Source organism: Bradyrhizobium sp. NBAIM01, assembly GCF_020194115.1.
Lineage (GTDB): Bacteria > Pseudomonadota > Alphaproteobacteria > Rhizobiales > Xanthobacteraceae > Bradyrhizobium > Bradyrhizobium yuanmingense.
In genome coordinates this window covers 36,859-63,741 of record NZ_JADYVU010000021.1, presented here as the reverse complement: position 1 = coordinate 63,741, position 26,883 = coordinate 36,859, and the positions used below count along the sequence as shown (strand labels likewise).

Here is a 26,883-nt window from a genome sequence, read left to right as displayed (position 1 = left end):
GGAGAGACCTGAAGATGAAGCGTCGTGATTTTCTCAAAGTGTCGGCAGCAGGCGCGGCGGCGACCGCGGTGGCCTCGCCGGCGATCGCACAGTCCTCGCCCGAGGTGAAGTGGCGCCTGACTTCGAGCTTCCCGAAGTCGCTCGACACCATCTATGGCGGCGCCGAGCAGGTGGCGAAGTACGTCGCCGAGATGACTGACAACAAGTTCCAGATTCAGGTGTTCGCCGCCGGCGAAATCGTCCCCGGCCTCCAGGCGCTCGATGCGACCTCGAACGGCACGGTCGATATGTGCCACACCGTCTCGTACTATTACGTCGGCAAGGACCCCACCTTCGCGATCTTCGCCTCGGTGCCGTTCGGCCTCAATGCGCGCCAGCAGAATTCGTGGCTGTATCAGGGCGGCGGCAACGAGCTCGCGAACGAGTTCTTCAAGAAGTCGAACGTGATCGGCTTCCCCTGCGGCAACACCGGTACCCAGATGGGCGGCTGGTTCCGCAAGGAGATCAAGACCGTTGCCGACCTCTCTGGCCTCAAGATGCGCATCGGCGGCATCGCCGGCCAGGTGCTGCAGAAGGTCGGCGTCGTGCCGCAGCAGCTCGCCGGCGGCGACATCTATCCCGCGCTGGAGAAGGGCACCATCGACGCCGCCGAGTGGGTCGGCCCCTACGATGACGAGAAGCTCGGCTTCGCCAAGGTCGCCAAGTACTACTATTATCCGGGCTTCTGGGAGGGCGGTCCGACCGTCCACGCCTTCGCCAACCTGGAAAAGTTCAATGCGCTGCCGAAGAGCTACCAGGCGATCCTCACCAACGCGACGGCGAACGCCAACAGCTGGATGGCCGCGCGCTACGACATGCAGAACCCGGCGGCGCTGAAGCGCCTGGTCGCCGGCGGCACCCAGCTTCGTCCGTTCACCAACGAGGTGCTGGAAGCCTGCCTCAAGGCGACCAACGAGCTGTGGGCCGAGGTCTCCGGCAAGAACGCCGACTTCAAGAAGGCCATCGATTCCATGCAGGCCTACCGCTCCGACGAATATCTGTGGTGGCAGGTTGCCGAATATACCTACGACAGCTTCATGATCCGCTCGCGCACCCGCGGCTGATCTCCGGCTTAGGTCGTAAGACCACTAGCCCGGCCTCCCCAGGAGGCCGGGCTTTTTCTTTGCGATCGGGATGGCATTCGGTCCCGTGATGTTCCATGCTGTCGGCAAGCCTCGCAAAGAAGGCTCCACAATCAGATCCATCAGGGTAGGAAATCATGAAGAGAAGAGACTTCATCAAGGTCACAGGACTTGGCGCGGCCGGCGCCGCCACGCTCGCGGCTCCCGCGATCGCGCAGTCGATGCCGGAAATCAAATGGCGCATGCCGACGAGCTGGCCGAAATCGCTCGACACGCTGTTTGGCGGCGCCGAGATGATGTGCAAGATGGTCGCCGAGGCGACCGACAACAAATTCCAGATCCAGATCTTCGCGGCCGGCGAGATCGTGCCGGGCCTGCAGGTGCTCGACGCCGTGCAGAACGGCACCTGCGAGATCGGCCATACCGCGTCCTATTATTATTTCGGCAAGGACCCGACCTTCACCTTCGGATCGGCCGTGCCGTTCGGTCCCAACATGCGCATCAATCAGGCCTGGTACATGCTCGGCGGCGGCCGCGATGTGCTCAACGAGTTCTACAAGGGCTACAACGTCATCTCGCTGCTCGCGGGCAATACCGGTTGCCAGATGGGCGGCTGGTTCAGGAAAGAGGTCAACACGCCCGACGATCTCAAGGGCATGAAGTTCCGCATCGGCGGCTTCACCGGCCGCGTGCTCCAGAAGCTCGGCGTGGTGCCGCAGCAGCTCGCCGGCGGTGACATCTATCCGGCGCTGGAGAAGGGCACGATCGACGCCGCCGAATGGGTCGGGCCTTATGACGACGAGAAGCTCGGCTTCTACAAGATCGCGCCGCACTACTACTATCCCGGCTGGTGGGAAGGCGGTCCGATGCTGATGGCTTTCGTCAACCTCGACAAGTGGAACGCGCTGCCGAAATATTACCAGAGCGTGCTGGAGCAGGCCGGCCACTACGCCAACAATTACATGATGGCGCGCTACGACAACGCCAATCCGCTGGCGCTGAGGAAGCTGCTCGCCGGCGGCACCAAGCTGCACGCCTTCTCGCCCGCGATCATGGATGCCTGCTACAAGGCGGCCAAGGAGCTGCACGCCGAAGTCGCTGCGACCAATCCGAACTTCAAGAAGGTGAACGACTCGCTCGCCAAGTTCACGAGCGACGGCTATTCCTGGTTCCAGGTGGCCGAGGTCGGCTACGACATCTTCATGGCGCGGCGCTCGCAGAGCTGATCGCGTCCCGATCGAATGCGGCACGCCCCGGAGCGAAAGACTCCGGGGCGTTGTCGCTACTGTTGGGAGGGCGTCCAACCAAAACATCGAAAACAACCCCATGCACAGTAGACCGGGGCAGCGACATCAATGACTTGACTTCGTTACCACGAGCGATTGCGAAATTACCGAAATTTTTGACCCGTCGGGCAAAACAGTGGTAGACATGCATCATCGCCCGATCCGAAATCGTGGCGCTGAACGATGCCCCCGATGCGCTTCGATCCCGATGAAACTCAAAGAGCGCTGCGCAAGGCCTGGTCGATGTCCTTTTCCGTTAGTGCCGGCGCGCGTCGTAATGGAAAGGTCCGCGCGTTGGGGCAAGCTGAGTCGTAGCAGCCGAGCTTATTTGCCGCCAGAGGCGGACCATCGGTCGGCTGCCGAGCATCGGAAGCGCGGCTAGCGAACGACGCCTGCTGCGTCTCTTGCGCTTGGCATGAGCCAGTCGAGCCCGAGCAGGGCAGCTTCGAGAATGACGAAGGCGACAATTCCGCCGATCCAGCCGAAGAACACGATCGAAAAGGTGCCGAGCAGGATCGCGCAGAAGACGTCGGCGAGCACCTTGCAAATGCGGAAGGCTTGGTCTTCGCCAGATGGAAAATACGACATCGGGCTCCTCCAGGCGCTCATCCTGAGCGCTTGGATTTAACGACACGCCAAAACGAATGTTCCGTGGGTCAATCTTCGGCCGGCGATGATCATGTGGTCGATGACCGGGTTCATGCGCAGCGCTGGCTTACACTGACCTGACAAGGAGAGGCTATTCGGCGCTTTTTCGCTGGCCGCGGCGCCCCGAATGCTGGAAAAGAGCGCAGATGCGGCGCGAGCGGTGCGGTATCAGGAACGTCCAGCGGATATGCGATGCGGCTTCTGATCGTCGAGGACAATGCCGAGCTGTCGCGGCTCGTGGCCGGTGGGCTGGCCGCAGCCGGCTATGAGAGCGACATCGTGGGCAGCGCGGCCGAGGCGCGCGAGGCGGTGAGCTGCGTGAACTATGCCGCGATGATCCTCGACCTCGGCCTGCCCGACGGCGACGGCCTGTCGGTGCTGCGCGAGCTGCGCCTCAAGATGGAGCCGCTGCCGGTGCTGGTGCTGACCGCGCGCGGCGGCTTGCAGGACCGCGTCACCGGCCTGCGCAGCGGCGCCGACGACTATTTGGCAAAACCGTTCGCGATGGAGGAGCTGGTGGCGCGGCTGGAGGCCATCCTGCGCCGCCCCGGCCAGTTGCTCGGCCGCTCGCTCACTCTCGCCAACCTCGTCTACGACACCGAGAGCCGGCAGATCTTCGTCGACGACCAGCCGCGGATCATCTCCGCGCGCGAGACCTCGGTGCTCGAGATCCTGCTGCGCCGGCAGGGGCGGGTGGTACCGAAGAAGAACGTCGAGGACCACATCTTCGGTCTCGAAGGCGACGTCGCCTCCAATGCGATCGAGGTCTACGTGTCGCGGCTGCGCAAGCAGCTGACTGAACACGGCGCCAAGGTCGTGATCCATACGATCCGTGGCGTCGGCTATCTCATGACCGAGGAGAAATAGCGTGCCCGCCGCGGGCCGTGCCGGATCGCTGACCTTCAAATCGCTGATCTCGCGCATCGTGTTTCTGCACATCGTCGCGGTCGCGATGGTCGCGATCTTCCTGCCGCTGGTGTTGTTCTGGCTGCTCAACTCCGAGATCGACCAGCTGCATCGCGATGCCATGCGCGCGCAGGCCGAGGTGCTGGCGGAGCGCATCGTCGCGCAGCCGGACGGCACGTTGACCTTCAACCTGCCCGACAGCCTCAAGGGGCTTTATTCGGACGCCTACGGCCGCTACCAGTTCGACATTCGCGATGCCGACGGAAGGTTGCTGTTCTCCTCCCACCGGCGTTCCGCCGCGACGGCGCCCTCCCGTTTCTCCGACACCGTCTCCGGCGCCAGCGTCACGCGAGACGTTGCCGGCAAGACGGTGCGCATCCAGGTTGCCGAGGATCTGGCCCACCGGGACGTCATCATCGACGATATCGTCTCGAACTTTTTTCGGCGGGTCGGGTGGATCACCGTCCCGATCCTCCTGGTCCTGCTTGCCATCGACATCATCATCTTCCGCCGCGCGATCGCGCCGTTGTGGAAGGCCTCCCAGGAGGCCAGCAACATCGGCCCTGCACGCACCGACATTCGCCTGCCGACCGAGCAGATTCCGCGCGAGATCGTGCCGCTGGTCACCGCCGTGAACCAGGCGCTCGACCGCCTCGAGGCCGGCTTTCGCGTGCAGCGGCAGTTCACGGCGGATGCCGCGCATCAATTGCGCACGCCGCTGGCGATCCTGCGCACGCGGATCGAGACGCTCGGCGACGGCGCGGAACGGCGGGCGCTGCATGCCGACATCGAGGCGATGAGCCGGATCGTCGCCCAACTGCTTGAGATCGCCGAGCTCGACACCCTGGTGCTCGATCCCGGCGAGACCGCGGATTTGCGCGCCGTCTGTGCCGAGGTGGTCGGCTCGATCGCTCCGTTCGCGATCGCGCAACGCAAGGACATCGCGCTGAAGGGCACCGAAGCACCGGTCCTGATCCACGGCAATTCGGAGATGCTGCAGCGCGCGGTGTTCAATCTTGCCGAAAACGCCATCAAGTTCACGGCGGAGGGCACCACCGTCGAGGTCGAGGTGGGGGAGGACGGTTCGGTGCAGGTGCGCGATTCCGGCCCGGGGATCGCGGAGGCTGAGCGCGAGCTGATCTTCCAGCGCTTCTGGCGCGCCGACCGCCGGCGCAGTGACGGCGCGGGGCTGGGGCTCTCGATCGTGCGCGCCGTGGCGGATGATCACGCCGCCACGGTGTCGGTGGAGAACCTGCCCGGCGGCGGTGCGGAGTTCACGCTGCGGTTTCGGCTGGCGGACAAGGTCACGATGGGGGAGGAACTGGCCCGGCAATGACAATGCACCTTTTCCCGTGCGCGGAGCAGGGAGGCCCGGATGGCGCTTGAGGTATGTATGACACTGTCATATCTTGCGTTGTAGAGCACTGAAGGGGAACCACATGCGGACCAGCAAGCCGATCACCGTGACTCTTGGCCCGCAGCGCGCGAGCCTGGAAGCCCGCCTGAAGTCAGGCGAATATGCCTCTGCCAGCGAAGTCATGCGCTCGGCCCTCCGCGCCCTCGATCGTCAGGATGCCGCGCTTGACGAATATCTGGCCGCCAAGGTCCAAGCTTCGGTCCAGGATCCTCGCCCAAGCGTTGCTGCGAGCGACGTTTTCAAACGCCTGCGGACTCGTCACGCCAGAAACGTGAAGGCAGCCAAGCGTGGCACTTAAGGTCGTATTCCGACCGGAGGCGGAGGCCGATCTGGTCGGCCTTTACGAGTACATCGCAGAACGTGCCGGCTACCGAATTGCAGGCGGCTATATCGACCGTATCGAGAAGGCATGCATGGCTCTCGCCACCTTTCCCAAACGTGGGACCAGTCGCGACGATCTTCTTCCAGGTCTGCGTACCGTCGGATTCGAGCGGCGCGTGACGATCGCGTTCCGTGTCCTGAAGACAGAGGTCGAGATCGTCACAATCGCATATGCCGGACGTCATTTCGAAGACGATCTCTGAACGCTTCCTGTTCCTGACGGAACAGCTTCGCTCGGTCTCGTTCGCCGTGGAGGGCGGCAAGCCTGAAAGTGAAACGCGGCGACCGAGCCGCTATTTCAGCTTGCCGGTGGACAGGTCCATGATCATGCGTGTCGTCAGATACAGCCGCGGCACGATGCTGCCCACCTGCACATATTCGGCATCGTTGGAGTGCGCGCCGAAGGCCGACAGGCCCATGCCTTCCACCACGGCTCCTTTGGATTGCAGTGCGGCGAAAGCCGCGTCGGTGCCGCCGCCGATGGCCTTCTCGTCGACCTTGAGGGATAGTCCGATCTCCCCATAGATCGTCTTGCCATAGGCCGCCACCCGGCGCGAGGCCTCACTGGGTTCGAGCGGCGGGCGCCGCACCTCGAACTTCAGCTCGACTCTGGAATCGGGCAGCAGGCGATTTTTGATCTTGTCCTGCAGCGCCTTCTGCAACTCGTCGAAGTCGGACACCTTGAGGGCGCGCGCGTCGGCCTGGGCCGTCGCCTCGGCAGGGATCACATTGCGGTTGGTTCCGGACTTGGACACCGTCCAATTCAGCTTCAGGCCCTGCTCGGGCTTGGACAAGTCCTTCATCTGCAGCACCTGGTGCGAGAGCTCGTACAGCGCATTCACGCCGCCTTCGGGCCGTGCGCCGGCATGTGACGATCTGCCATGCACGGTAAGATAGGCCGAGCCGATGCCGCTGGTGGCGAGGCGCAGCGTGCCGTCGGCGCCGCCGCCTTCGAACGAGAACACCACGTCCTGATCCGATGCGAGCTTGGTGATGGTGCTGCGCCAGCCGGGCGAGGAGATCTCCTCGTCGCCGTTCGTGAGCACTGTGAGCGTGCCGTAATCCCTGAAGTTCAGCTTCTGCAGCAATGCTACGGTATGGAGAATGAGCGCGATGCCCTGCTTGTCGTCGGCAATGCCGAGCCCGTAGGCCTTGTCGCCGTCGATGCGGAACGGCTGGTCCTTCAGCATGCCCTTCAGGTACACCGTGTCCATGTGGGCAATCAGCATGATCTTCTTGGACCCCGTGCCCTTGAACACGGCGTGTACGGCCGGCCCGATCTTTTCGGGGGTGTCGTCGAGGCGATAGATGTCAGTCGGCTGCAGGATCTCCACCGTGCCGCCGAGTTGCTTGAGCTGACCGGCAATGCGCTCGGCGATCTGGTTCAGGCCTTCGATGTCCTTGCTGCCGGATTCGATGTTGACGAGATCGCGCAGCGTGTCGAGCAGCGGCTGCTGTTCCTTCTGCGCCAGCGCATGGACGTTGGCGACCGGCTCGGCGTGCACCAGCGTTGCGGCAGATGCCAGCCAGAGTGAGGCGATCAACGTTCCAAAGAACGTGGAAGCGAGGTGCGATCGGGGCATGAGCGGACAGTCCTTCGGTTGAAGAAGGAGCCGATATGCCTGTGTTCGCGGCGCTTGTCACGCGGCCGTGCTGCACCCTCTCCCCTGGTGGGAGAGGGCGGCTTCGCGATAGCGAAGCCGGGTGAGGGGTTGTCTCCGCGAGTCCGACGGCGAGTAAAATGCGCGGAGAGAAACCCCTCATCCGGCGCGAACTGCGTTCGCGCCACCTTCTCCCACAAGGGGAGAAGGGAAGAGGGTGTGGGCGCTCGCTGCTAGAACCAGTTGTCGCACTACTTCTGCGGAGGGCCGAGATCCAGCGGAGGCAGCTCGATCTGCGGCACCTCGATCTTGATCGTGCTGGGATCGATGTTCGTCTGCACGCCCTTGTAGTGCATCACCATCGACGGGAACGCGATCACGAGGCCGACCATGATGATCTGGATGACGACGAAGGGCACCGCACCCCAATAGATCTGGCCGGTGGTGACGGGGTCCATCCGCTTGCCGGTGACCCGATCGGTGTATCGCTCCTTCGGCGCGACGGACCGGAGATAGAACAGCGCGAATCCGAACGGCGGGTGCATGAACGAGGTCTGCATATTGACGCCGAGAATGACGCCGAACCAGATCAGGTCGATGCCGAGCTTCTCGGCGGCCGGTCCCAGTAGCGGGATCACGATGAAGGCCAGCTCGAAGAAGTCGAGGAAGAAGGCCAGTACGAATACGAGCGCGTTGACGAAGATCAGGAAGCCGATCTGGCCGCCCGGCAGCGATGTGAGCAGGTGCTCGACCCAGACGTGACCGTTGACCCCGTAAAAGGTGAGCGAAAAGATGCGGGCGCCGACCAGGATGAACACGACGAAGGCCGACAGCTTGGCGGTCGATTCCGTGGCCTGCCGGATCAGGTCCCAGCTCAGCCGCCGCTTCACGGCACCGAGAATGAGGGCGCCGGCGGCACCCATCGCACCGCCTTCGGTCGGCGTGGCGATGCCGATGAAGATCGTGCCCAGCACCAGGAAGATCAGGAACAGCGGCGGCACCATCACGAAGGTGGTCTGCTGCGCCATCTTCGAGAGGAAACGGAATCCGGTCAGCTTATCCACCACCCAGTTCAGCACGGCGACGGCGAATGCGAAGATGATGCCGTAGAACATGCTGAGCACCACGTAATCGGCGCCACGAGTGCTGGAATTGCGCATCATGAGCCATCCGAATGCGCAGCTGGCGAGAAACAGCACACCGAGCGAGACCAGGCCGCGATCGCCATTCTCCTCGCGGAAGCCGATGGCGTCCTTCGGCAGGCCGGGCGCCGCCTTCGGCCAGATCATGCTGACGAGGAAAGCGTATCCGGCGTAGAGGGCGGCAAGCACGAGGCCCGGGATGAAGGCGCCTTCGTACATGTCGCCGACGGACTTGCCGAGCTGGTCGGCCATCACGATCAGGACGAGGGAGGGCGGAATGATTTGCGCGAGCGTGCCGGAGGCGGCGATGACACCGGCGGCCACGCGGCGATCATAGCCATAGCGCAGCATGATCGGCAGCGAGATCAGGCCCATCGAGATCACGGACGCCGCGACCACGCCGGTGGTCGCAGCGAGCAGCGCGCCGACGAAGATCACGGCATAGGCGAGGCCGCCGCGGATCGTGCCGAACAGCTGGCCGATCGTGTCGAGCAGGTCCTCGGCCATGCCCGACCGCTCCAGCACCAATCCCATGAAGGTGAAGAAGGGGATCGCGAGCAGCGTGTCGTTGTTCATCACGCCATAGACGCGCTCCGGCAAGGCCTGGAGGAAGTCGGGGTGAAACTGGCCGAGCTCGACGCCGATGATGGCGAAGAACAGGCCGACGGCGCCGAGCGAGAATGCCGCCGGATAGCCGAGCAGCAGCATGACGACCAGCGATACGAACATGATGGGCGCCATATTGGCGATGATGAATGCGGTCATGGATTCCCCCTACACCGTCGCCAACGGCTACTTCTTCTCGATCGCTTCAACGAGATGCTCGACTTCCGCTTCGAGCGCTGACACCTGCGATTCGTGCGGGTCCGGTATCAAGCCGCGCATCACCGCGATCCGCTTGATCAGCTCGGAAATGCCTTGGACCAGAAGGAAGGCGAACCCCACCATGATCAGGGCTTTGGCGGGCCATTGCGGCAGGCCGCCGGCATTGCCGGATTGCTCGTTGATCTGGAAGGAGCGCAGGAAGAACGGCACGCCCGTGACGATCATGACGATGCAGATCGGAATGAGGAAGAACACGTGACCGACGATGTCGATGACGTTGCGCGCCTTCTTGGGCATCGTGTTGCTTACGATGTCGATGCGGATGTGCTCATTGTCGAGCAGCGTCCAGGGCGAACAGAGCAGGAAGACGATGCTGAACAGCACCCATTGCAGCTCGAGCCACGAATTGGACGAGGTGTCGAACGTCTTGCGGATGATCGCGTTGACCGCCGAAATGACAACGGCGAGCACGATCAGCCACGCAATACGTTTGCCGGTCCAGCGCGTGAACGCGTCGATCCTGCTGCTCAGCTTAAGGAGCGCTTGCAACGATAGGTCCTCCCCCGATTGTGCCCCGGCCGTCTTGACTGCGCCGAGATGGCGCGTGGCTTATCTCGCCGCGCAGGCATGAGGCCGCCGCACCAAACCAGCGGGCGTGCCGCCAGTCAATCGGAAGTTTGTTGATAGTTAAGGGGAATAGGGCCGCAACTATACGGAGTTAGCCGCCGGTGACGCTCATGTGCCTGGAGACGCTGGGCCGGTCGTGGCGGCGGTCGATGATGAAATCGTGGCCCTTGGGCTTCAGCCCGATGGCGCGGTCGATCGCATCCGCAAGCAATAGATCGTCGCTCGATGCACGCAGAGGTTTGCGCAAATCGGAGGCATCCTCATGGCCGAGGCAGGTGTGCAGCGTTCCGGTGCAGGTGATGCGTACCCGATTACAGGATTCGCAGAAATTATGGGTCATCGGCGTGATGAAGCCGAGCTTGCCGCCGGTCTCGGCGACGCCGACATAGCGGGCCGGACCGCCGGTGCTCTCGGCCAGATCCGTCAGCGTGAACTGCTGGGCGAGGCGGGCGCGCACCAGCGACAGCGGCAGATATTGGTCAATGCGGCCCGATCCGATCTCGCCCATCGGCATCACCTCGATCAGCGTCAGGCCCATGCCCTTGCCGTGGGCCCAGCGCATCAGCGAAGGCAGCTCGTCCTCGTTGAGGTTCTTCAGCGCCACGGCGTTGATCTTCACGGCGAGCCCTGCGGCGCGCGCGGCCTCGATGCCCTCCAGCACCTTGTCGATCTCGCCCCAGCGGGTGATCTCGCGAAACTTCTTGGGATCGAGGGTGTCGAGCGAGACGTTGATGCGGCGGACGCCGCAATCGGCGAGCTCCCGCGCGTGCTTCGCAAGCTGGGTGCCGTTGGTGGTCAGCGTCAGCTCGCTCAACGCGCCGCTCGACAGATGCCGCGACAACGAGCGCACCAGCGACATCACATTGCGGCGGACCAAGGGCTCGCCGCCGGTGAGGCGCAGCTTCTTCACGCCCTTGGCGATGAAGGCCGTACAGAGCCGATCGAGCTCCTCCAGCGTCAGCAGGTCCGCCTTGGGCAGGAACGTCATGTCTTCGGACATACAGTAGAAGCAGCGCAGGTCGCAGCGGTCGGTGACGGAGACGCGCAAGTAGGTGATGGTCCGCCCGAATGGATCGGTCATCGGGGTCGACAATGCGGCGGATCCGGTCATGCGAGAGGCCTTCACTTATGGCGACGGGCGCACCTTTGCTGCAGCGGTGCGGTCGACGCAATCTAAGCATCGGACGCGGCAAGGACAATCGGGTGGTATACGTGAGTGCAGCACTGACGCATGTGACCCCCTTGGCGCGGGATTTCGGCTCGTTCGGTGCGGCTCGCAGCTGGGTTCCGCGTGCGGCCGGCAACGCCCGCGGCGCCGGTGAAGTCAGCCCTCTATGCATCCATTCGGGATGTGAGGCGGCGAAAATGGCAATCCTATCAAAGCGTTGCTGTTTTGCTTGCCGTCATCAGGCTGATCGCGGCCGCCGGCAGGTCGCGCATGTGGTGGATCAGGCGGTCCGGCTTCAGCTCGGCGATCGGCACGTCGGTGTAGCCGAAGCTGACCCCGATCACGGGCACGCCGGCCCGCCGGGCGACACCGACATCGGTTCCGGCATCGCCGACCATGATGCTGGCCTTCACGTCGCCGCCGGCCCGGGCCACCGTCTCCCGAAAAATAGTCGGATCGGGCTTCTGGACGCCAAAAGTGTCCGCGCCGCAGATCGCCGCGAAGCGGCGGCTGAGGTCGAGCTGGTCCAGCAGGCGCTTCGACAGCCATTCCAGCTTGTTGGTGCAGACCGCGAGGCGGTGGCCTTGCGCCGAAAACTGGTCGAGCGCGGCCTCGAGACCCTCGAAGGGGCGAGATTCCACCGCGATATGGTCGGCATAGTACGCGATGAAATCCGCAGTCATCCGGTCCATGTCCGCGGGCGTGACGGTGCGGCCCTCCGCTTCCAGCCCCCGCTCGATCAGCTTGCGGGCACCGGCGCCGATCATGTTGCGGGCCGAGGCCATCGGCACCGGCGGCAGGCCTTCGCGGTCGAGCACGTAATTAAGGGCCGTGATCAGGTCGGGTGCCGTATCCACAAGCGTGCCGTCGAGATCGAAGACGATGGTGTGAGGGAAAGTCGTCTTGAAGAAGGTCATGATTTCCAAGCGCTACCGGCCTGGTCCTATCCGCGCAAGGGGCGGGCCCATAAGATCACCTTATAGGCCTGTTCCCAGACCCTGTTCCAGGCCCTGTTCTCCTGGGAAAAACGAGGCTACATAGGCGCCCGAAACCGGCCGGAATCGGCCGCATGTTCGAGACTTCACAAGGCAGGCGCACACGTGACCATGGACCAGTTGAAGCGGCAGGCTGCGGCGCGTGCGCTGGAGGAGGTGCGCGACGGCATGCAGCTCGGGCTCGGCACCGGCTCGACCGCCAAGCACTTCGTCGAGCTGCTCGGCGAACGCGTTGCCGCCGGGCTCAAGGTGATCGGCGTGCCGACCTCCGAGGCGACGCGGGCCGATGCGGAACGCTGCGGCGTCAAGCTGACGACGCTGGACGAGATCGACCATCTCGACCTCACGATCGACGGCGCCGACGAGATCGATCCCGAGCTCAATCTGATCAAGGGCGGTGGCGGCGCGCTGTTGCGCGAGAAGATCGTGGCGGCCGCCTCGGACCGCATGATCGTGATTGCCGACGACAGCAAATGGGTGCCGACGCTCGGCAAGTTTCCGCTGCCGATCGAGGTCATCCCGTTCGGGCTCGGTGCGACGCGCCGCGCGATCGAAAAGGCATTTGCCGAATGCGGCGTTTCCGGGCAAATGGCGGTCCGCAAGGCCAAAGGCGGGGACAAGGACGGCCACGTTTTCGTCACCGATGGCGGCCACTGGATCGTCGATGCCCAGCTCGGACGTATTACGGATCCCCCCGGTCTCGCCAAGGCGTTGAGCGCCATTCCCGGTGTGGTCGAGCACGGGCTGTTCATCGGCTTGGCCAGCTCGGCCGTTCTGGCGGGCGGTGGCGGAATCCGCGTGATTGAACGGCGCAAGCCGAAAGGAGACCAGGAATGAAGAACGTGTTGAAAATCTTGCCGGCTGCGGCTCTCGCTGCGGGATTGGCCCTTTCGGCCGCCCCGGTCGCCGCGCAGCAGGCGGGCCAGAAGGCTCCCGCGGCGCCGGCCCTGCCGAAGGCGTCGCCCGCAGCGATTGCGGCAGCGAAGGAAATTCTGCAGATCAAGAACGCCGCCGGGATGTATGCGGGCGCCGTGCCGGGCATGGTCGAGAAGACCAAGGGCGCGCTGATCCAGCAGAACCTGAATTACCAGAAGGACCTCAACGAGGTCGCGCCGATCGTGGCCCAGCAGCTCAACGGCCGCCAGAGCGAGATCGGCGAAGGCATGGCGCAGATTTATGCCAGCGAGTTCACCGAGCAGGAGCTGAAGGACCTCGTCACCTTCTACAAGTCGCCGCTGGGCAAGAAGCTGATCGATGCCGAGCCGCGCGCGATCGGGCAGAGCATGGCGTTCATGAACAGCTGGGCCCAGAACTTCTCGGAAACCGTGATGGGCGCCTTCCGTGCCGAGATGCGCAAGCGTGGCAAGGAGATCTGAGCGCACCTATCTGAAAGCTCGTTCCTGATAAGGGGTCGGAGTGGATAATGGCTGATTTCGACGTCGACCTCTTCGTCATTGGTGGCGGCTCGGGCGGCGTCCGTGCCGCCCGCATCGCGGCCGGCTACGGCGCCCGCGTCATGATCGCGGAAGAGTACCGCATGGGCGGCACCTGCGTGATCCGCGGCTGTGTGCCGAAGAAGCTGTTCGTGATCGGCTCGCACGTCCGTCACGAGCTCGAGGACGCCGCCGGCTTCGGCTGGACCGTGCCGCCCGCCAGCTTCGACTGGCCGACGCTGATCGCCAACAAGGACAAGGAGATCGCGCGGCTGGAGGCGGCCTACACCGCCAACGTCGAGAAATCAGGCGCGCAGATCGTCAAGAGCCGCGCGGTGATCGAGGACAAGCACACCGTCCGCCTGCTCGAGAACGACAGGAAGGTCACGGCGAAGTACATCCTGATCGCCACCGGCGGCGCGCCCAACCATGGCGCGGCGATCCCCGGCATCGAGCACGTGATCTCCTCCAACGAGGCGTTTCATCTTGCGAGGCTGCCGAAGCGGATCGTGATCCAGGGCGGCGGCTATATCGCGCTGGAATTCGCCGGCATCTTCGCCGGCTTCGGCTCCGATGTGACGGTAATCTATCGCGGCGACAACATTCTGCGCGGCTTCGACGAGGATGTCCGGACCCATGTCCGCGCCGAGATGGAGAAGCAGGGCATCACCATCCTCACCGGCTGCACCGTGACCAAGGTCGACCGCCACGGCGAGGACTTCACCACGCATCTGTCGAACGGCTCGAGCCTCGCCTCCGACCAAGTGATGTTCGCGATCGGCCGCCATCCGAACGTCGCCAATCTCGGCCTGGAGAATGCCGGCGTCGCCATCAATCCCGCCAACGGCGGCATCGCGGTCGACCATTTCTCCAAGAGCTCGGTCGACAGCATCTATGCCATCGGCGACGTCACCCACCGCTTCAACCTGACGCCGGTCGCGATCCGGGAGGGCCATGCCTTCGCCGACACGGTGTTCGGCAAGCGCGAGGTGCAGGTCGACCACGCCAATATCCCGACGGCCGTGTTCTCGCAGCCGGAGGTCGGCACTGTCGGCCTGACGGAAACCGAGGCGCGCGCGCAATTCAGCCACGTCGACATCTACAAGACGACGTTCCGGCCCATCAAGGCGACGATGTCCGGCCGCGACACCCGCGTGCTGATGAAGCTCGTGGTCGACGGCGCGACCGACCGCGTGCTCGGCTGTCACATCGTCGGCGATGCCGCCGCCGAGATCACGCAGGCCGTCGCGATCGCGGTGAAGATGAAGGCGACCAAGGCCGATTTCGACGCGACCATCGCGCTGCATCCGACCGCGGCCGAAGAGCTCGTCACCATGCGCACCCCGACCGCACGGCACGTGCGGCAGGCGGCGGAGTAGGGCGGCGGCACGAGCACACTCAACCGAATAAGTTGGTGCGCGCTTACCCTCTCCCCTTGCGGGAGAGGGTGGATCGCCGCGGAGCGGCGAGACGGGTGAGGGGTCTCTCTCCTCACGAACAGTGTTACGAGCTGAGAGAACCCTTCATCCGGCGCTTCGCGCCACCTTCTCCCACAAGGGGAGAAGGGAAGAAGACCCTAGCTGCGAGCCGCCTAGCCGTACAGATATCCGACCGGCTTGCCTTCGGTGCGCAGGGGACGCACGTCCTTCTGGGTGATGATCTGACCGGCAAGGCCGTCGATCTCGTCGCGCTGTGTCGCCGTCCAGCTGCGCAGCTCGTTCATGCCCTTGAGCAGGCCGAGGCGGAGGACCTGCGTGTTTTCGCCGAGACCCGTGAGGCTGATGGAACCCTTCCCCGCCGTCACCACGTCGCCGGCAGAGAGTTCAAAGCTCTCGCCGGACTTTCTCTTGAACTCCGCCATGCCGCGAATGACGCGATAGATCACGACCTCGCCCTTGGCAAAGCGGGTCGCGTCCGCCGCGGCAGACGTGCTCTTCGGCAAGAGCGCGTGGCCACGCGGGTCGGTCGCGATGATGTGGCCGGTGACGAGATGCCCGCTCGGAATCTCGATGCCGATGTCGCGTACGTAAACCGGCATCGCCGATCTGACAGAACCATCGGTGAGCGGCTTGAACAGTGCGTCGAGCGCCAGGGGATCCTGAAGCCAGAAGCCGGCATCGGCCGGGCGGTCATGCAGCGGATGGCTCCAGGCCACGCGCGGCGTTTCGTCCTCATTGATCTGATCCGGACCGACAATGGTCGGGTTCGGAAAGGTGGTGGGATCGGTGATGAAGGCTTCGAGAAATTTGCCGGAATAGCCCATCGAGATCGGATCGGGCACCACCGTCTGCGGCGTCTTCAAATTCTCTTCGGTCGACAGGCCTGACCAGGTGTAGAACAGCTGGCGATGCACGATCGCGCTTTGCAGCATCACCGCGCCCGGGCCGACATTGTACCAGCGGCCGTCATAGTCGAAGGTGAACGCGCCCGAGGTGACCAGCACGAGCTGAAAGCCGCCCGGCGGCAGATGCAGATGGAAGTCGGTAGGGCCGGTGTCGGGCCGATAAATCGGCAGATTGGTGGCGACCTCGTGCAGCAGGAAGGTTTCGTTGTTGGCGTGGAAGCCTTCGTTGGCGCGGTTGTAGAGCGCCTGCGGCCGGTAGGTCGCCTCGAAATTCGCATTCTTGTCGCGATCGATCGCCACGAAGTCCTGATCGTTGAGGCGCAGCCGGGCGCCGTTCGGATGGGTGAGACCGGTGAATTTGATGTTTCCGGCAGCATGCACGTTCATGGCATTCTCCGATCTGAGGCCATTCATCCCGGAAGCCGAGCGCACGTGACTGGCCGCTCCTCATCGTGGCCGGGCAGGGACTTGGCCTGATGCGGTCTTGCGAATTTCAGGCCAGCCGGAGCGCAATGCGGCGCGCTGGTCCGCCGGCTGCACGCGACGCGCAAATAATCGAGATTGCACCTGAGGTTAGACAATGGGTGGCGCCGAACTCGTCCGACCTGTCCTGGCAAGCCGTCAGTGGGCGCAGCGGCTTGTCTTGTCTAATTTGTCGGCATGCCCTGCAAAAGCGCATGCAGCCGGCCCCCGCGACGGGCGCCCGGCACGGTTCAGTCGAATGATCGCGGGAGCGCCGGCTCGGGCTTGCCGGACGGGCTGCCTGCCCATTTCGCCATGTCCATGGCGCGCGCGTCGAAGCCTTCGCACCAGAGGCAGCTCGGCTCCGTGTGGCCGTGGGCCGTCAGCATCGGCACAAGTGCATGGCCGCAGCCGGGGCAGGGTGTGGTGCGGTTCATGCGCTTCTCCAACGATCTCCGTAACTCAGGAATAGCATTTTCGTCGCGCAAGCTTGCGCGGGCGCTATGACGGTGCAGGAGCGCTGCGATGCACAGGCGCGCTCGTTCCTGACAGCGTAGAGGTAGCGATCCATTGTGACACGGCTGCGATGTCGTCGCCGCTTTCGCGATAGGCGCGAAGCTGGAATTCCGCCGAGCTGCCGCGCGCGACGATGGTACGGCAGTGTTCGATCTCGGCGGAGCAGTTCAGTGCGGCTGCGTCCTCCGCAATGTCGTCGATCACCCCGGTGAGCAGCTCCGAGATCGTCACCGGCCCGTCCGTGGAGGCGAAGATGCAGTCGGTGCCGTAGCGCTGGGCGCGCCATTTGTTCTCGACCGCGATCGCGCGCTCGACCGCAGTGACCTCCCGGGACAGCTGAGGGCGCAGATAGAGATGCCGCGTCAGGCAGCGGTAGAGCGAGGCGATGGCAACCGCGTCGTCGACGAAGGTGCAGGTGTCGGGCGCGCGAAGCTCCAGCGTCGGATGCTTCATGGAGGGGCGCATTGCCCACCAGATGTGGCTTTCGTCCGGGATCACGCCGGAGCGCTGCAACGCGCCGACATAAGCGTCGAAATCCTGCTTGCCTTCGAACAATTCGGGCAGGCCGGTGCGCGGCAGCTCGGAATAAGCCGCGAGGCGGTAGCCCTTCAATCCGGTCTTGTGCGAATTCCAGAAGGGCGAGGACGCCGACAGCGCGATGAACAACGGCAGGTGCGGCAGCATCGCCCGCATCACCGCCATGCGTTTCTCGGGATCCGGCAACTGCACATGCACGTGCATGCCGCACATCATGTTGCGGTGACCGATGCTGCGCAGATCCTCGATCATCTCCTCGTAGCGCGGTTTCGGGCTGGGCTGCGACATGCGCCAGACTGCGCTCGGGTGCGTGCCGCAGGCCATGATCACAAAGCCGTATTGCGCAGCGACGTTCGCGACCTCGCGTCGCAGGAAGCGCAGCTCCTCCCGCGCGTCGTTCACGTCGACATGAACGTTGGTTGCGACCTCGAGCTGCGATTGCAGCATCTCGCGCATGGCTTGGCCGCCGGTCGACCAGTTTGCCGATTCGAACAGCTCGTTGGGCGTGCGGATCGCGACCTCGAAGCTGCGGCGGTCAGCGAGGAAGTATTCCTCCTCGATGCCGAAGGAATATTCCGCCGGATTACCGCCGCCGCCGGCAGAACGGATGACGACATGCTGCTTGTCCTCGGAGGGGGCAAGACGCAGCAGCTTTGAAACGTCTGAAGCAAATGTCATTGGCCACCGGCGCGGTCACTACCTGCGGGCGATAATCCGTCTGATTGTGGCCGGTTCCGCACCCGATGTACTGGAAATTGCAAGGTCGAACGGAACAATTTTGACGGCTTCGGACGCTCGCGCGATCAGGGCGTGGTTCGGCGGGACTTCCGCCCAGTCCGATTCCTTATCGAACGGCTCGGAGACGACGATGACTTGCCCGCCGTCCTCGCGGAAGTAGAGCGTGTTCGCGGCATCGTTCACCGAGACCCGAAATGCGTAGAGGTCGCGGCCGTTGGCAATCGCGCTGGTAAAGCGCAGCCGTTCGCGAAGCCCGCCTTCATTGACGAATCCGAGGAGGGATTGCAGCACGGACTGTGTCGCGCCGAGCGGATCGTGCTCGAGACCGGCCCCCATCATGGCCAGGAACACGGCTTCCGAATCCGTCGTGCCCAGCCGCGACGGATAGTAGGCATCGGGAATCAGCGCCTCGACTTTGCGCCGCAGCCGATTCCAGCTCCCGACGAACCCGTTGTGCATGAACATCCAGTGCCCGCAGGCAAAGGGGTGACAATTCTGCCGCGTCACGGCCGTGCCGGTTGCGGCACGCACATGAGCGAAGAACAGGTGCGAGTGCAGATGCCGGCAGAGGTAGCGCAGGTTTTCGTCCGACCACGCCGGGCGCGTCTCGCGATAAAGGCCCGGCTCGGGGTGCTCGCCATACCAGCCGAGACCAAAGCCGTCTCCGTTCGAGCCCGCCGTGGACTGAAGCGAGCGGATGCTCTGCGCAATCAGCGAATGCTCGGGTTCGGTGACATAAGGCTCGAACGAGGTGGTTTCGCCCCGGTATGCGATCCAGCGGCACATGCGGGTTCCTGCCAGGCGGTTTGATGCGTCGCGAGGTGCATCAACACCTGTCACGGACGCATGGTTCCAGCTGCGAAAGGGTTGCATGACCGATCCCGCAACGCCGAACGGATGCGGCGGCTGGTCGCAGCCGGTCCGCCTTGATTCCGACAGGCGTACCTATAATTCTGAAGCGAACAAGAATCCGGGCCCCTCTGGCGAGGACGTCGACGTTCGTCGGCAAACCTCGCGATGTCGGATGACCAGTCCCGCGCGAATGCGATGGATCGGCCGATTGTCGGGCCCCCTGTTTCGTTTTCTCCGACCATTCGTCCCCATCGCAGCTCCGTGCGGCTATTTCGCAAGTTAAGGGAGCTACGATGTCCGGAACCAAGTCCTCAAATTCGATCGAGATCACGGAACCGTCCAGCCTGAACGAGCAGGTCGCGGCGGCCGTGGTGATCGTGGGCGCCCTGGTAGCGGTTGCTGACCGGCGCGTCTCACCCGTCGAACGCGACGAGGTGATCCGTTTCATCAGAGACCGCAAGCTGGCGCCGCACATCGGCGACGAACGGCTCCGTGCGATGTTCGACGAACTCGCCGAACGGCTCGAAGAGCCGGATTTTGCCAACGTCGTGATCGATACGCTGCGACCGGTTTCGAACCTGCCGCTGTCGTCGCATCTGGTGGAGCTGTCGGAGCGCGTTGCTGCCGCAGACGAGGACGTACATCCCCACGAAGTCCAGGCGATTAAATTGTTGCGCTTGCTGACGCTGGTGCTGCCGCGCGCGAAGCCGGTCGGGGCGAGTGCGCCGGGCCCCAAGCTGCAGGCCGCCTCGAAGGGGTAAGCATGAGCACGATTTCGAACGAGCGCGCCAGGCAAACCGAGGGGAACACCGAGCAGATCGCTGGTGGAGACCCGCGCCTGGCCAAGCTCGTCGACCGCCTGCCGCCGCGCATGAGCGACACCCTGACCTATCTGCTCAAGCCGTCCAGCCGCTGGGTCAGGATCCCCTCGGGCACGCTGCTGGTCGTCGGCGGTGTGCTCTCCATCCTCCCGGTGCTCGGCGTCTGGATGCTGCCGCTCGGCCTTGCTCTGCTCGCCGAGGACGTGCCTGCGCTGCGCTCCTCCCGTTCAAAAGTCTTCGACTGGATCGAGCGGCGCAAGCCGCATTGGCTCGATCCGTCTGCCTCTAGGAATGATCAATCATGACTGAACTCATCACCGCCGAAGCGCTGTCCGCGCTGTTTCAAGTCATCCTGATCGATCTCGTGCTCGCCGGCGACAATGCCGTCGTCATCGGCCTTGCGGCTGCCGGCCTGCCGGCCGAGCAGCGCCGCCGCGCCATCATCGTCGGTATCGCCGCTGCCACCGCACTGCGTATCGCCTTCGCCGGCGTTGCGACCCAGCTTCTGCAGGTGATCGGCCTTCTGCTCGCCGGCGGCGTGTTGCTGCTCTGGGTCTGCTGGAAGATGTGGCGCGAGCTGCGCGAGCAGGCCGCGCATTCGAAAGAACTCGCATTCGATAGTAACGGCGCAGGTGCTGCGCCGGTACAGCAGCCGGTAACGCAGAAGACTTTCGGCCAAGCGGCGGTGCAGATCGTCGCCGCCGACGTGTCGATGTCGCTCGACAACGTGCTCGCGGTCGCGGGCGCCGCGCGGGAGCATCCCTACATCCTGGCCTTCGGCCTGCTCTTGTCGGTTGGGATGATGGGCGTTGCCGCGGATCTGCTTGGCCGTTTGCTCCAGAAGCAGCGCTGGGTGGCCTATGTCGGCCTCGCCATCATCCTTTACGTCTCGTTTGAGATGATCTATCGCGGCACGCTGGAACTTGCACCGGTGATTGCGAGTCTCTGAGGCGACAATCTACCGCAGTCCGGAGTGATCAATGACGTCTGAACCCAAAGCACCTTCGGCGCGGGCCGCGCCGTTGCCGCCGGTCGGCCTGCTTCCGAAGCTGATCTTCGGCTCGCGCTGGCTGCAGCTGCCGCTCTATGTTGGCCTCATTGTCGCCCAGTCCGTCTATGTGCTGTTGTTCCTGAAGGAGCTCTGGCACCTCGTCTTGCATTCGTTCGACGCCAGCGAGCAGCAGATCATGCTGGTCGTGCTCGGGCTGATTGACGTCGTCATGATCTCGAACCTTCTGATCATGGTAATCGTGGGTGGATACGAGACCTTCGTTTCCCGGCTGAACCTCAGCGGCCATCCGGACGAGCCGGAATGGCTCGGTCACGTCAATGCCAGCGTGCTCAAGATCAAGCTCGCAATGGCGATCATCGGCATCTCCTCGATCTCGCTGCTCAGGACCTTCATCGAGGCCGGCAATCTCGGCACGACCCGCAGCAATTTCACCGAGAGCGGGGTAATGTGGCAGGTGCTGATTCATATGACCTTCATCGTCTCGGCGGTCGGCATCGCCTGGGTCGACCGCCTCAGCGAGAGCGGCCATCGCAAGGCGGCCGAGCACGGCTGATAAGCTGGCCGCCCAATACCTCCCGAGCGGCCAATCCTGGAGCCCGCCTGATCGTCCGGTTGGGCGGGCTCTCTTTCGAGATCGATAAAATTGTCTGCAATCGGTTCAGTGCCGGCAAACGCTGCCGACAAGAAGCCGGGCGCCTTAAACCAGGCCTTTGGAACCGATCTGCATCCTGCCCGCAAAGGGCAGGGCATCGGGCATGACAATTCTCAGGGAGATCGTCGCAGCGGTCGCGGGAGTCTACGCGCTCCTGCTGGTCTGTGACGCATTGTTCGGCGTCGGCGAGGCGCGCTTCGACGACGCTTATTACCGCGCAAGCTTCTACGCACCGCGGCCGAAGGAGTTTCGGTTCGCGAGCGACACGCCGCCGGCGGTGCGCGTCAGCGACGCCTTCGCGCAGTTCGCACCTAGCGACGCCAAGCCGAACCGGCGCTACTCGTCGCTGACGACGATCATCCGCTGACGCAGCCTCATTCCCCCTGAATCCATTCCGCGACGCCGCGCCACAGCGTGTCGCGGTGCTCGGGGCGGAAGAAGCCGAAATGGCCTATTCCCTTGGCGCCGACGTCGGACGGTTTGACCATCAGCACCTCCGGCTTGATCGCAGTGAATCCGCTCGCGAGCAGCTCGACCGCGGGCCGCGTCGCCCAAGGATCGTCGGAGAAACATAGCGAGCGCAGCTCGCCCTTGAACCTGGCGAAGTTCTCGAGTGCCGGCAGCTTTGAATCGAACAGATAGCGCGGGCTCGAGACCCATTCGGTCCATTGCAGGAAGACGCCCTTGGGCACATCCTCGCCGATACCGGCCCAGCCCGGTGCGTAACCGAGTGCTTTGACCAGCGGCACACCGACAAAATTCATGAAGGCGTAGACCCGGTATTTTTCCGGCGAGGTCATCAACCGCCATGTCGCGGCCTGCGAGGCCACCAAGGCCGCGCGCGAGATATCGCTGTTATTCGCGATCAGCCCGAGCGCCTGGCCGCCGAAGGAATGGCCGATATAGGCGAGCGGCAGGGCATGATAGCGCTCGCGCATCCAACTGACCGCGGCGGTGACGTCGAGCGCGGCCCAGTCCGACATCGAGGCCTTGAAGCCGACCAGCGATTTTGGCTGGTTGTAGCCGACCATCGCCGGCAGGCGGGAATCGCCGATGCCGCGATAATCGTAGGTCAGCACCGCGCAGCCGCGATGGGCGAGGTAGGAGGCAAAGCCCCGATAGATCTTTCGCGGCACGGCGGTCGCCGAATTGATCAGGACGGCATGGCGCTTGGCGCCGCGCGGCAGGAACAGGGTGCCGGTCAGGGCATAGCCGTCGGCTGCCGGGAAGCTGATCTCGTCGATGAAAACGTCATCCAGTGCCTCGCCCATGGCGGTCGGTGTCCTGTCGGATTCCTCAAGCCTGCCCAAGCAAATGCGAATTCGGCTTTGGCCGCAAGGGTTTGCGCTGCGAAATGGATTTACAACTGGCGGGGCGTGGCCCGCCTGTGTATAAGGCGGCCCTCGCAACCCCTAGATCAGGTTGTGGTTTTTGCTTCACGGAGAGATTGCGATGTCCGAGCGGTGGACGCCCGAGTCCTGGCGCAGCAAGCCGGTGCTACAGGTGCCCGAATATCCCGACGCCAAGGCTCTGGCCGACGTCGAGGCGCAGCTTGCGACCTTTCCGCCGCTGGTGTTCGCAGGCGAGGCGCGCAATCTGAAGAAGGCCTTGGGCCGCGTTGCGGCCGGCGAGGCCTTCCTGCTGCAGGGCGGCGACTGCGCCGAGAGCTTCGCCGAGCACGGCGCCAACAACATTCGCGACTTCTTCCGCGTGCTGCTGCAGATGGCGGTGGTGCTGACCTATGCCGGCGCGGTGCCGGTGGTGAAGGTCGGCCGCATCGCCGGCCAGTTCGCGAAACCGCGCTCGTCGGCGACCGAGAAGGTGAATGGCGTCGAGCTGCCGAGCTATCGCGGCGACATCGTCAACGACATCGCCTTCACTAGCGAAGCGCGCATTCCCGATCCGCAGCGCCAGCTGATGGCCTATCGCCAGTCCGCCGCGACGCTGAACCTGCTCCGCGCGTTCGCCACCGGCGGCTTCGCCAATCTCGGCAGCGTGCATCAATGGATGCTGGGTTTCCTCAAGGATAGCCCGCAGTCACGCCGCTACAAGGAGCTGGCCGACCGCATCTCGGACGCGCTCAACTTCATGCGCGCCTGCGGCCTCGACCTCGAGAGCCATCCGGAGCTGCGTGCCACCGATTTCTACACCAGCCATGAGGCGCTGCTGCTCGGCTACGAGCAGGCCATGACCCGCGTCGATTCCACCACCGGCGACTGGTACGCGACCTCGGGCCACATGATCTGGATCGGCGACCGCACCCGCCAGCTCGATCACGGCCATGTCGAATATTTCCGGGGCATCAAGAATCCGATCGGGCTGAAGTGCGGCCCCTCGCTCAAGGTGGACGAGCTGCTGAAGCTGATCGACGTGCTCAATCCCGACAACGAGCCGGGCCGGCTGACGCTGATCGGCCGCTTCGGCTCCGACAAGATCGGCGAGCATCTGCCGAACATGGTCCGCGCCGTGAAGCGCGAGGGCCGGGTGGTGGTCTGGTCCTGCGATCCCATGCACGGCAACACCATCACCTCGACGTCCGGCTACAAGACTCGCCCGTTCGACCGCATCCTGTCCGAGGTCAAGTCGTTCTTCGCGGTCCACGCCGCCGAGGGCACCCATGCCGGCGGCGTGCATCTGGAGATGACCGGCCAGGACGTCACCGAATGTCTCGGCGGCGCCCGCGCGATCACGGATGAGGATCTCAACGATCGCTACCACACGGTCTGCGATCCCCGCCTCAACGCCGAGCAATCCATCGATATGGCGTTCCTGGTCGCGGAGCTGCTCAAGCAGGAGCGCGCCGGCAAGGCTCAGCCGATTCCGGCCGCAGCGGGGCTGTAAGACCTTGCTGCGGATCTGGAAGGCCACGATCAATTCCCGCAACGGGCTTGCCTTTGCGTTCCGGTCGGAGCAGGCCGTCCGCGAGGAGATCTTCGCGCTGCTGCTGTCGGTGCCGCTCGCCTGGTTCATCGGCGCCACGGCGATGCGCGCGGTCGAATTGGTGTGCTCTGTCGCTTTCGTGCTGACGGTCGAGCTGCTCAATACCGCGATCGAGAAGCTCGCCGACCGGCTGACCTTGGATCACGACAAGCAGATCGGCCGCGTCAAGGACATGGGCTCGGCCGCGGTTGGCGTTGCGCTTTTGATGACCGGCGCGTTCTGGATCATTGCCATCATCGAGCGATTGGGATTCCTGTAACTCGGGATCGGATAAAGCGGCCATGACCGAACGTCTCGACACATTCGCGGTCACGCTCGCCCAGCTCAATCCGACCATGGGCGACGTGGAGGGCAATGCGGCCAAGGCGCGCGCGGCGCGGGCGCAGGCCAAGTCCGACGGCGCCGATCTCGTGTTGTTTCCAGAACTGTTCATCGCCGGCTATCCGCCGGAAGACCTGGTGCAGAAACCCGCCTTCCAGGCCGCCTGCCGCGCCGCGATCGAAAGCCTCGCGCGCGAGACCGCCGATGGCGGGCCTGCGATGCTGGTCGGCACGCCCTGGGTCGAGGAGGGCATGCTCTACAATGCCTGTGCGCTGCTCGACGGCGGGCGCATCGCGAGCCTGCGTTTCAAGTGCAACCTGCCGAATTACGGCGTGTTCGACGAGAAGCGGCTGTTTTCGCGCGGCCCTGCCGCCGGTCCCGTGACTGTGCGCGGCGTGCGCATCGGTGTGCCGATCTGCGAGGACATCTGGCTGGAAGAGTCCGAGGATTACGAGAACGTGGTCGAGACGCTGGCCGAGACCGGCGCCGAGATCATCCTGGTGCCGAACGGCTCGCCTTACGCCCGCGACAAGAACGACGTGCGCCTGTCGGTCGCGGTGGCGCGCGTCACGGAGAGCGGGCTGCCGCTGGTCTATCTCAACCAGGTCGGCGGCCAGGACGAGCTCGTGTTCGACGGCGCATCCTTCGCGCTCAATGGCGATCTCTCGCTCGCGGCGCAGCTGCCGGCCTTCGAAGAAGGCATCGTCACGCTGCGCTTCAGCAGAAACGGCGACGACTGGCGCTGCAGCGGGCCGATCGCCGAGCTGCCCGAGCGCGACAAGGCCGACTACGCCGCCTGCGTGCTGGGCTTACGCGATTACGTCGCCAAGAACGGCTTTCCAGGCGTGCTGCTCGGCATCTCCGGCGGCATCGATTCGGCGCTCTGCGCGGCGATCGCGGTCGACGCGCTCGGCGTCGACCAGGTGCATGGCGTGATGCTGCCTTACCGCTACACCGCGCCGCATTCGATCGCGGATGCCGGCGAGCTCGCCGGTCATCTCGGCATCCGCTACGAGGTGCTGCCGATCGCCGAAGCCGTGACCGGGTTCGAGACGATCCTGTCCGGCATCTTCAAGAACCTGCCGCCCGATATCACCGAGGAGAACCTCCAGGCCCGCACCCGCGGCACGCTGCTGATGGCGATCTCCAACAAGACCGGGCTGATGGTGGTGACGACCGGCAACAAGTCGGAGATGTCGGTCGGCTACGCCACGCTTTATGGCGACATGAACGGCGGCTTCAACCCGATCAAGGACATCTACAAGACGCAGGTGTTCCGCCTGGCAAGCCTGCGCAATTCCTGGAAGCCGGAGGGCGCGCTCGGCCCTGCCGGCGAGGTGATCCCGCCCGACATCATCACGCGCCCGCCGACCGCGGAGCTGCGCGAGAACCAGACCGATCAGGATTCGTTGCCGCCTTACGACGTGCTCGATGCCATCCTGGAGCGCCTGGTCGAGCGCGAGGAGCCGCTCGACCAGATCATCGCCGCCGGCTTCGACCGCGAGACGGTGATCCGGATCGATCATCTGCTCAACGTCGCCGAATACAAGCGCCGCCAGGCCGCGCCTGGGGTGAAGGTGACACCGAAGAATTTCGGCCGCGACCGCCGTTATCCCATCACCAACCGTTTTCGCGACAAGGGCCAGCCGTTGCCGGCGACGGATGAGGCGCTGGTGTCACGTGGAAGCACGGCGTCAATCGACGCATTCGAGGGGTGAAGCCTAGCCTGAGCGACGGCAGGCGCTATGACGGGGTTGCGAAAAACAGCACCCTCAGGAAGCGCGTGTATTCGGATTCGAGCGCCATGATCGCCACAAATACGAATACCACGACCGGCGGCAGCAGGATGGCATAGGTCAAGGCCAGCCGCTCCCAGGCCATGTGCATGAAGACGGCGACGATCAGGCCGGCCTTCAACATCATGAACAGCAGGATCAGCGACCACCTCAGATAGCCATGCAGGCCAAAGTAGTCGACGAGGTAGGAGAACGTGCTGAGGACGAACAACCAGCCCCAGACCACGAGGTAGAGCTTGATCGGGTGCTGTTGCCCCTCGGCGTGAACGGCTTCCGTTGCGACTGCGCCGTGCGCCGGAGCGTGGAGCCGCTCTTCCATGTGTACCGCCGCGTTTGTCATGC

At 64.1% G+C, this 26,883-nt stretch carries 29 protein-coding genes; 17 read left to right on the top strand and 12 right to left on the bottom strand.

The window, feature by feature from the left end:
* Nucleotides 1–14: 14 nt before the first annotated feature.
* Nucleotides 15–1,103 (top strand): TRAP transporter substrate-binding protein, encoded by a 1,089-nt coding sequence (locus tag I6F31_RS34260; RefSeq protein WP_036001589.1) that lies wholly within the window; start codon nucleotides 15–17, stop codon nucleotides 1,101–1,103.
* Nucleotides 1,104–1,258: 155 nt separating this feature from the next.
* A complete protein-coding gene (locus tag I6F31_RS34255) occupies nucleotides 1,259–2,347 on the top strand; it encodes a TRAP transporter substrate-binding protein (protein ID WP_225146538.1) in 1,089 nt (362 codons plus the stop codon).
* 438 nt (nucleotides 2,348–2,785) lie between these two features.
* On the opposite strand, the gene I6F31_RS34250 is transcribed toward I6F31_RS34255, so the two are convergent.
* A complete protein-coding gene (locus tag I6F31_RS34250) occupies nucleotides 2,786–2,995 on the bottom strand; it encodes a hypothetical protein (protein WP_036001583.1) in 210 nt (69 codons plus the stop codon).
* A gap of 252 nt (nucleotides 2,996–3,247) precedes the next feature.
* Between I6F31_RS34250 and I6F31_RS34245 the strand changes: the two genes are divergently transcribed.
* The 4 genes from I6F31_RS34245 to I6F31_RS34230 all read left to right on the top strand — a co-directional run bounded on the left by I6F31_RS34245 (nucleotide 3,248) and on the right by I6F31_RS34230 (nucleotide 5,962).
* Complete coding sequence (locus I6F31_RS34245; RefSeq protein WP_225146539.1) at nucleotides 3,248–3,922, top strand: response regulator transcription factor; 675 nt, start codon at nucleotides 3,248–3,250, stop codon at nucleotides 3,920–3,922.
* Nucleotides 3,923–4,007: 85 nt separating this feature from the next.
* On the top strand, nucleotides 4,008–5,297 hold the full coding sequence (locus I6F31_RS34240; RefSeq protein ID WP_225146775.1) for an ATP-binding protein: 1,290 nt from the start codon (nucleotides 4,008–4,010) through the stop codon (nucleotides 5,295–5,297).
* A gap of 103 nt (nucleotides 5,298–5,400) precedes the next feature.
* The gene (locus I6F31_RS34235; RefSeq protein WP_036022224.1) at nucleotides 5,401–5,676 is read left to right on the top strand and encodes a type II toxin-antitoxin system ParD family antitoxin; all 276 of its coding nucleotides are present in this window, start codon (nucleotides 5,401–5,403) and stop codon (nucleotides 5,674–5,676) included.
* The gene (locus I6F31_RS34230) at nucleotides 5,666–5,962 is read left to right on the top strand and encodes a type II toxin-antitoxin system RelE/ParE family toxin (protein WP_036034500.1); all 297 of its coding nucleotides are present in this window, start codon (nucleotides 5,666–5,668) and stop codon (nucleotides 5,960–5,962) included. Before I6F31_RS34235 ends, I6F31_RS34230 begins: the two co-directional genes overlap by 11 nt.
* Before the next feature lie 90 nt (nucleotides 5,963–6,052).
* Here the strand turns inward: I6F31_RS34230 and I6F31_RS34225 are convergent, their stop codons facing one another.
* From I6F31_RS34225 to I6F31_RS34205, 5 genes are all read right to left on the bottom strand, one after another.
* Nucleotides 6,053–7,342: a M20/M25/M40 family metallo-hydrolase gene (locus I6F31_RS34225; RefSeq protein ID WP_225146540.1), complete on the bottom strand. Its 1,290-nt coding sequence runs from the start codon at nucleotides 7,340–7,342 to the stop codon at nucleotides 6,053–6,055.
* Nucleotides 7,343–7,611: 269 nt separating this feature from the next.
* Nucleotides 7,612–9,267 (bottom strand): TRAP transporter large permease subunit, encoded by a 1,656-nt coding sequence (locus tag I6F31_RS34220; protein WP_109144150.1) that lies wholly within the window; start codon nucleotides 9,265–9,267, stop codon nucleotides 7,612–7,614.
* Nucleotides 9,268–9,294: 27 nt separating this feature from the next.
* Nucleotides 9,295–9,876: a TRAP transporter small permease subunit gene (locus I6F31_RS34215; protein WP_036001566.1), complete on the bottom strand. Its 582-nt coding sequence runs from the start codon at nucleotides 9,874–9,876 to the stop codon at nucleotides 9,295–9,297.
* A 169-nt stretch (nucleotides 9,877–10,045) separates the two neighbouring features.
* Nucleotides 10,046–11,065, bottom strand: a complete 1,020-nt coding sequence (gene moaA / locus I6F31_RS34210; protein WP_036001562.1) for a GTP 3',8-cyclase MoaA — start codon at nucleotides 11,063–11,065, stop codon at nucleotides 10,046–10,048.
* A 266-nt stretch (nucleotides 11,066–11,331) separates the two neighbouring features.
* Complete coding sequence (locus I6F31_RS34205) at nucleotides 11,332–12,039, bottom strand: HAD family hydrolase (protein ID WP_225155818.1); 708 nt, start codon at nucleotides 12,037–12,039, stop codon at nucleotides 11,332–11,334.
* Between the two features lie 183 nt (nucleotides 12,040–12,222).
* Here I6F31_RS34205 and rpiA point away from each other — a divergent pair, with 183 nt between their 5' ends.
* Genes rpiA through gor form a run of 3 tightly spaced genes read left to right on the top strand, consistent with a single transcriptional unit; the run spans nucleotide 12,223 to nucleotide 14,929 of the window.
* The gene (gene rpiA, locus I6F31_RS34200; protein WP_036001558.1) at nucleotides 12,223–12,954 is read left to right on the top strand and encodes a ribose-5-phosphate isomerase RpiA; all 732 of its coding nucleotides are present in this window, start codon (nucleotides 12,223–12,225) and stop codon (nucleotides 12,952–12,954) included.
* Nucleotides 12,951–13,493, top strand: a complete 543-nt coding sequence (locus I6F31_RS34195) for a DUF2059 domain-containing protein (RefSeq protein WP_036022233.1) — start codon at nucleotides 12,951–12,953, stop codon at nucleotides 13,491–13,493. Before rpiA ends, I6F31_RS34195 begins: the two co-directional genes overlap by 4 nt.
* 47 nt (nucleotides 13,494–13,540) lie before the next feature.
* Complete coding sequence (gene gor / locus I6F31_RS34190; protein WP_036001552.1) at nucleotides 13,541–14,929, top strand: glutathione-disulfide reductase; 1,389 nt, start codon at nucleotides 13,541–13,543, stop codon at nucleotides 14,927–14,929.
* Between the two features lie 212 nt (nucleotides 14,930–15,141).
* Here gor and I6F31_RS34185 read toward each other — a convergent pair whose 3' ends face one another.
* From I6F31_RS34185 to I6F31_RS34170, 4 genes are all read right to left on the bottom strand, one after another.
* Nucleotides 15,142–16,281: a glucuronate isomerase gene (locus tag I6F31_RS34185; RefSeq protein WP_225186878.1), complete on the bottom strand. Its 1,140-nt coding sequence runs from the start codon at nucleotides 16,279–16,281 to the stop codon at nucleotides 15,142–15,144.
* A gap of 326 nt (nucleotides 16,282–16,607) precedes the next feature.
* The gene (locus I6F31_RS34180; RefSeq protein ID WP_036022282.1) at nucleotides 16,608–16,793 is read right to left on the bottom strand and encodes a hypothetical protein; all 186 of its coding nucleotides are present in this window, start codon (nucleotides 16,791–16,793) and stop codon (nucleotides 16,608–16,610) included.
* Between the two features lie 64 nt (nucleotides 16,794–16,857).
* Nucleotides 16,858–18,087, bottom strand: coding sequence for a carboxylate-amine ligase (locus I6F31_RS34175; protein WP_225186877.1), 1,230 nt, complete (start codon nucleotides 18,085–18,087; stop codon nucleotides 16,858–16,860).
* A gap of 18 nt (nucleotides 18,088–18,105) precedes the next feature.
* Complete coding sequence (locus tag I6F31_RS34170) at nucleotides 18,106–18,933, bottom strand: class II glutamine amidotransferase (protein ID WP_036001537.1); 828 nt, start codon at nucleotides 18,931–18,933, stop codon at nucleotides 18,106–18,108.
* Nucleotides 18,934–19,292: 359 nt separating this feature from the next.
* On the opposite strand from I6F31_RS34170, the gene I6F31_RS34165 reads away from it, so the two are divergent.
* The 5 genes from I6F31_RS34165 (at nucleotide 19,293) to I6F31_RS34145 (ending at nucleotide 21,851) form a co-directional block, all read left to right on the top strand.
* Entirely contained in the window at nucleotides 19,293–19,760 is a 468-nt protein-coding gene (locus I6F31_RS34165) for a TerB family tellurite resistance protein (protein ID WP_225186876.1), read from the top strand.
* 2 nt (nucleotides 19,761–19,762) lie between these two features.
* Entirely contained in the window at nucleotides 19,763–20,125 is a 363-nt protein-coding gene (locus tag I6F31_RS34160) for a hypothetical protein (protein ID WP_036022245.1), read from the top strand.
* The gene (locus tag I6F31_RS34155) at nucleotides 20,122–20,769 is read left to right on the top strand and encodes a TerC family protein (RefSeq protein ID WP_036022248.1); all 648 of its coding nucleotides are present in this window, start codon (nucleotides 20,122–20,124) and stop codon (nucleotides 20,767–20,769) included. Before I6F31_RS34160 ends, I6F31_RS34155 begins: the two co-directional genes overlap by 4 nt.
* A 31-nt stretch (nucleotides 20,770–20,800) precedes the next feature.
* Nucleotides 20,801–21,385, top strand: coding sequence for a TIGR00645 family protein (locus tag I6F31_RS34150; protein ID WP_036022249.1), 585 nt, complete (start codon nucleotides 20,801–20,803; stop codon nucleotides 21,383–21,385).
* Between the two features lie 202 nt (nucleotides 21,386–21,587).
* The gene (locus I6F31_RS34145) at nucleotides 21,588–21,851 is read left to right on the top strand and encodes a hypothetical protein (protein WP_036001521.1); all 264 of its coding nucleotides are present in this window, start codon (nucleotides 21,588–21,590) and stop codon (nucleotides 21,849–21,851) included.
* 7 nt (nucleotides 21,852–21,858) lie between these two features.
* Here the strand turns inward: I6F31_RS34145 and I6F31_RS34140 are convergent, their stop codons facing one another.
* Nucleotides 21,859–22,755, bottom strand: coding sequence for an alpha/beta fold hydrolase (locus I6F31_RS34140; RefSeq protein WP_225186875.1), 897 nt, complete (start codon nucleotides 22,753–22,755; stop codon nucleotides 21,859–21,861).
* Between the two features lie 181 nt (nucleotides 22,756–22,936).
* Between I6F31_RS34140 and I6F31_RS34135 the strand changes: the two genes are divergently transcribed.
* From I6F31_RS34135 to I6F31_RS34125, 3 genes are read left to right on the top strand one after another with little or no spacing between them, the layout of a single operon-like run.
* Nucleotides 22,937–24,325 (top strand): 3-deoxy-7-phosphoheptulonate synthase class II, encoded by a 1,389-nt coding sequence (locus tag I6F31_RS34135; protein WP_036001515.1) that lies wholly within the window; start codon nucleotides 22,937–22,939, stop codon nucleotides 24,323–24,325.
* Between the two features lie 4 nt (nucleotides 24,326–24,329).
* Entirely contained in the window at nucleotides 24,330–24,683 is a 354-nt protein-coding gene (locus tag I6F31_RS34130) for a diacylglycerol kinase (RefSeq protein ID WP_036001513.1), read from the top strand.
* Between the two features lie 22 nt (nucleotides 24,684–24,705).
* Complete coding sequence (locus tag I6F31_RS34125; RefSeq protein WP_036001510.1) at nucleotides 24,706–26,463, top strand: NAD+ synthase; 1,758 nt, start codon at nucleotides 24,706–24,708, stop codon at nucleotides 26,461–26,463.
* 25 nt (nucleotides 26,464–26,488) lie between these two features.
* Here the strand turns inward: I6F31_RS34125 and I6F31_RS34120 are convergent, their stop codons facing one another.
* The gene (locus I6F31_RS34120) at nucleotides 26,489–26,881 is read right to left on the bottom strand and encodes a cytochrome C oxidase subunit IV family protein (RefSeq protein ID WP_036001507.1); all 393 of its coding nucleotides are present in this window, start codon (nucleotides 26,879–26,881) and stop codon (nucleotides 26,489–26,491) included.
* Nucleotides 26,882–26,883: the final 2 nt, after the last annotated feature.

Bases quoted from the DNA above. Each gene is read 5' to 3' on its own strand.
- I6F31_RS34205 (WP_225155818.1), bottom strand. From the start codon at position 12,039: ATGACCTTCTTCAAGACGACTTTCCCTCACACCATCGTCTTCGATCTC.
- I6F31_RS34180 (WP_036022282.1), bottom strand. From the start codon at position 16,793: ATGAACCGCACCACACCCTGCCCCGGCTGCGGCCATGCACTTGTGCCG.
- I6F31_RS34155 (WP_036022248.1), top strand. From the start codon at position 20,122: ATGACTGAACTCATCACCGCCGAAGCGCTGTCCGCGCTGTTTCAAGTC.
- I6F31_RS34170 (WP_036001537.1), bottom strand. From the start codon at position 18,933: ATGTGCCGCTGGATCGCATACCGGGGCGAAACCACCTCGTTCGAGCCT.
- I6F31_RS34135 (WP_036001515.1), top strand. From the start codon at position 22,937: ATGTCCGAGCGGTGGACGCCCGAGTCCTGGCGCAGCAAGCCGGTGCTA.
- I6F31_RS34220 (WP_109144150.1), bottom strand. From the start codon at position 9,267: ATGACCGCATTCATCATCGCCAATATGGCGCCCATCATGTTCGTATCG.
- gor (WP_036001552.1), top strand. From the start codon at position 13,541: ATGGCTGATTTCGACGTCGACCTCTTCGTCATTGGTGGCGGCTCGGGC.
- I6F31_RS34140 (WP_225186875.1), bottom strand. From the start codon at position 22,755: ATGGGCGAGGCACTGGATGACGTTTTCATCGACGAGATCAGCTTCCCG.
- I6F31_RS34245 (WP_225146539.1), top strand. From the start codon at position 3,248: ATGCGGCTTCTGATCGTCGAGGACAATGCCGAGCTGTCGCGGCTCGTG.
- I6F31_RS34260 (WP_036001589.1), top strand. From the start codon at position 15: ATGAAGCGTCGTGATTTTCTCAAAGTGTCGGCAGCAGGCGCGGCGGCG.
- I6F31_RS34255 (WP_225146538.1), top strand. From the start codon at position 1,259: ATGAAGAGAAGAGACTTCATCAAGGTCACAGGACTTGGCGCGGCCGGC.
- I6F31_RS34120 (WP_036001507.1), bottom strand. From the start codon at position 26,881: ATGACAAACGCGGCGGTACACATGGAAGAGCGGCTCCACGCTCCGGCG.
- I6F31_RS34250 (WP_036001583.1), bottom strand. From the start codon at position 2,995: ATGTCGTATTTTCCATCTGGCGAAGACCAAGCCTTCCGCATTTGCAAG.
- I6F31_RS34160 (WP_036022245.1), top strand. From the start codon at position 19,763: ATGAGCACGATTTCGAACGAGCGCGCCAGGCAAACCGAGGGGAACACC.
- I6F31_RS34145 (WP_036001521.1), top strand. From the start codon at position 21,588: ATGACAATTCTCAGGGAGATCGTCGCAGCGGTCGCGGGAGTCTACGCG.
- I6F31_RS34225 (WP_225146540.1), bottom strand. From the start codon at position 7,342: ATGCCCCGATCGCACCTCGCTTCCACGTTCTTTGGAACGTTGATCGCC.
- I6F31_RS34165 (WP_225186876.1), top strand. From the start codon at position 19,293: ATGTCCGGAACCAAGTCCTCAAATTCGATCGAGATCACGGAACCGTCC.
- I6F31_RS34150 (WP_036022249.1), top strand. From the start codon at position 20,801: ATGACGTCTGAACCCAAAGCACCTTCGGCGCGGGCCGCGCCGTTGCCG.
- I6F31_RS34195 (WP_036022233.1), top strand. From the start codon at position 12,951: ATGAAGAACGTGTTGAAAATCTTGCCGGCTGCGGCTCTCGCTGCGGGA.
- I6F31_RS34125 (WP_036001510.1), top strand. From the start codon at position 24,706: ATGACCGAACGTCTCGACACATTCGCGGTCACGCTCGCCCAGCTCAAT.
- I6F31_RS34185 (WP_225186878.1), bottom strand. From the start codon at position 16,281: ATGAACGTGCATGCTGCCGGAAACATCAAATTCACCGGTCTCACCCAT.
- moaA (WP_036001562.1), bottom strand. From the start codon at position 11,065: ATGACCGGATCCGCCGCATTGTCGACCCCGATGACCGATCCATTCGGG.
- I6F31_RS34175 (WP_225186877.1), bottom strand. From the start codon at position 18,087: ATGACATTTGCTTCAGACGTTTCAAAGCTGCTGCGTCTTGCCCCCTCC.
- I6F31_RS34235 (WP_036022224.1), top strand. From the start codon at position 5,401: ATGCGGACCAGCAAGCCGATCACCGTGACTCTTGGCCCGCAGCGCGCG.
- I6F31_RS34240 (WP_225146775.1), top strand. From the start codon at position 4,008: ATGGTCGCGATCTTCCTGCCGCTGGTGTTGTTCTGGCTGCTCAACTCC.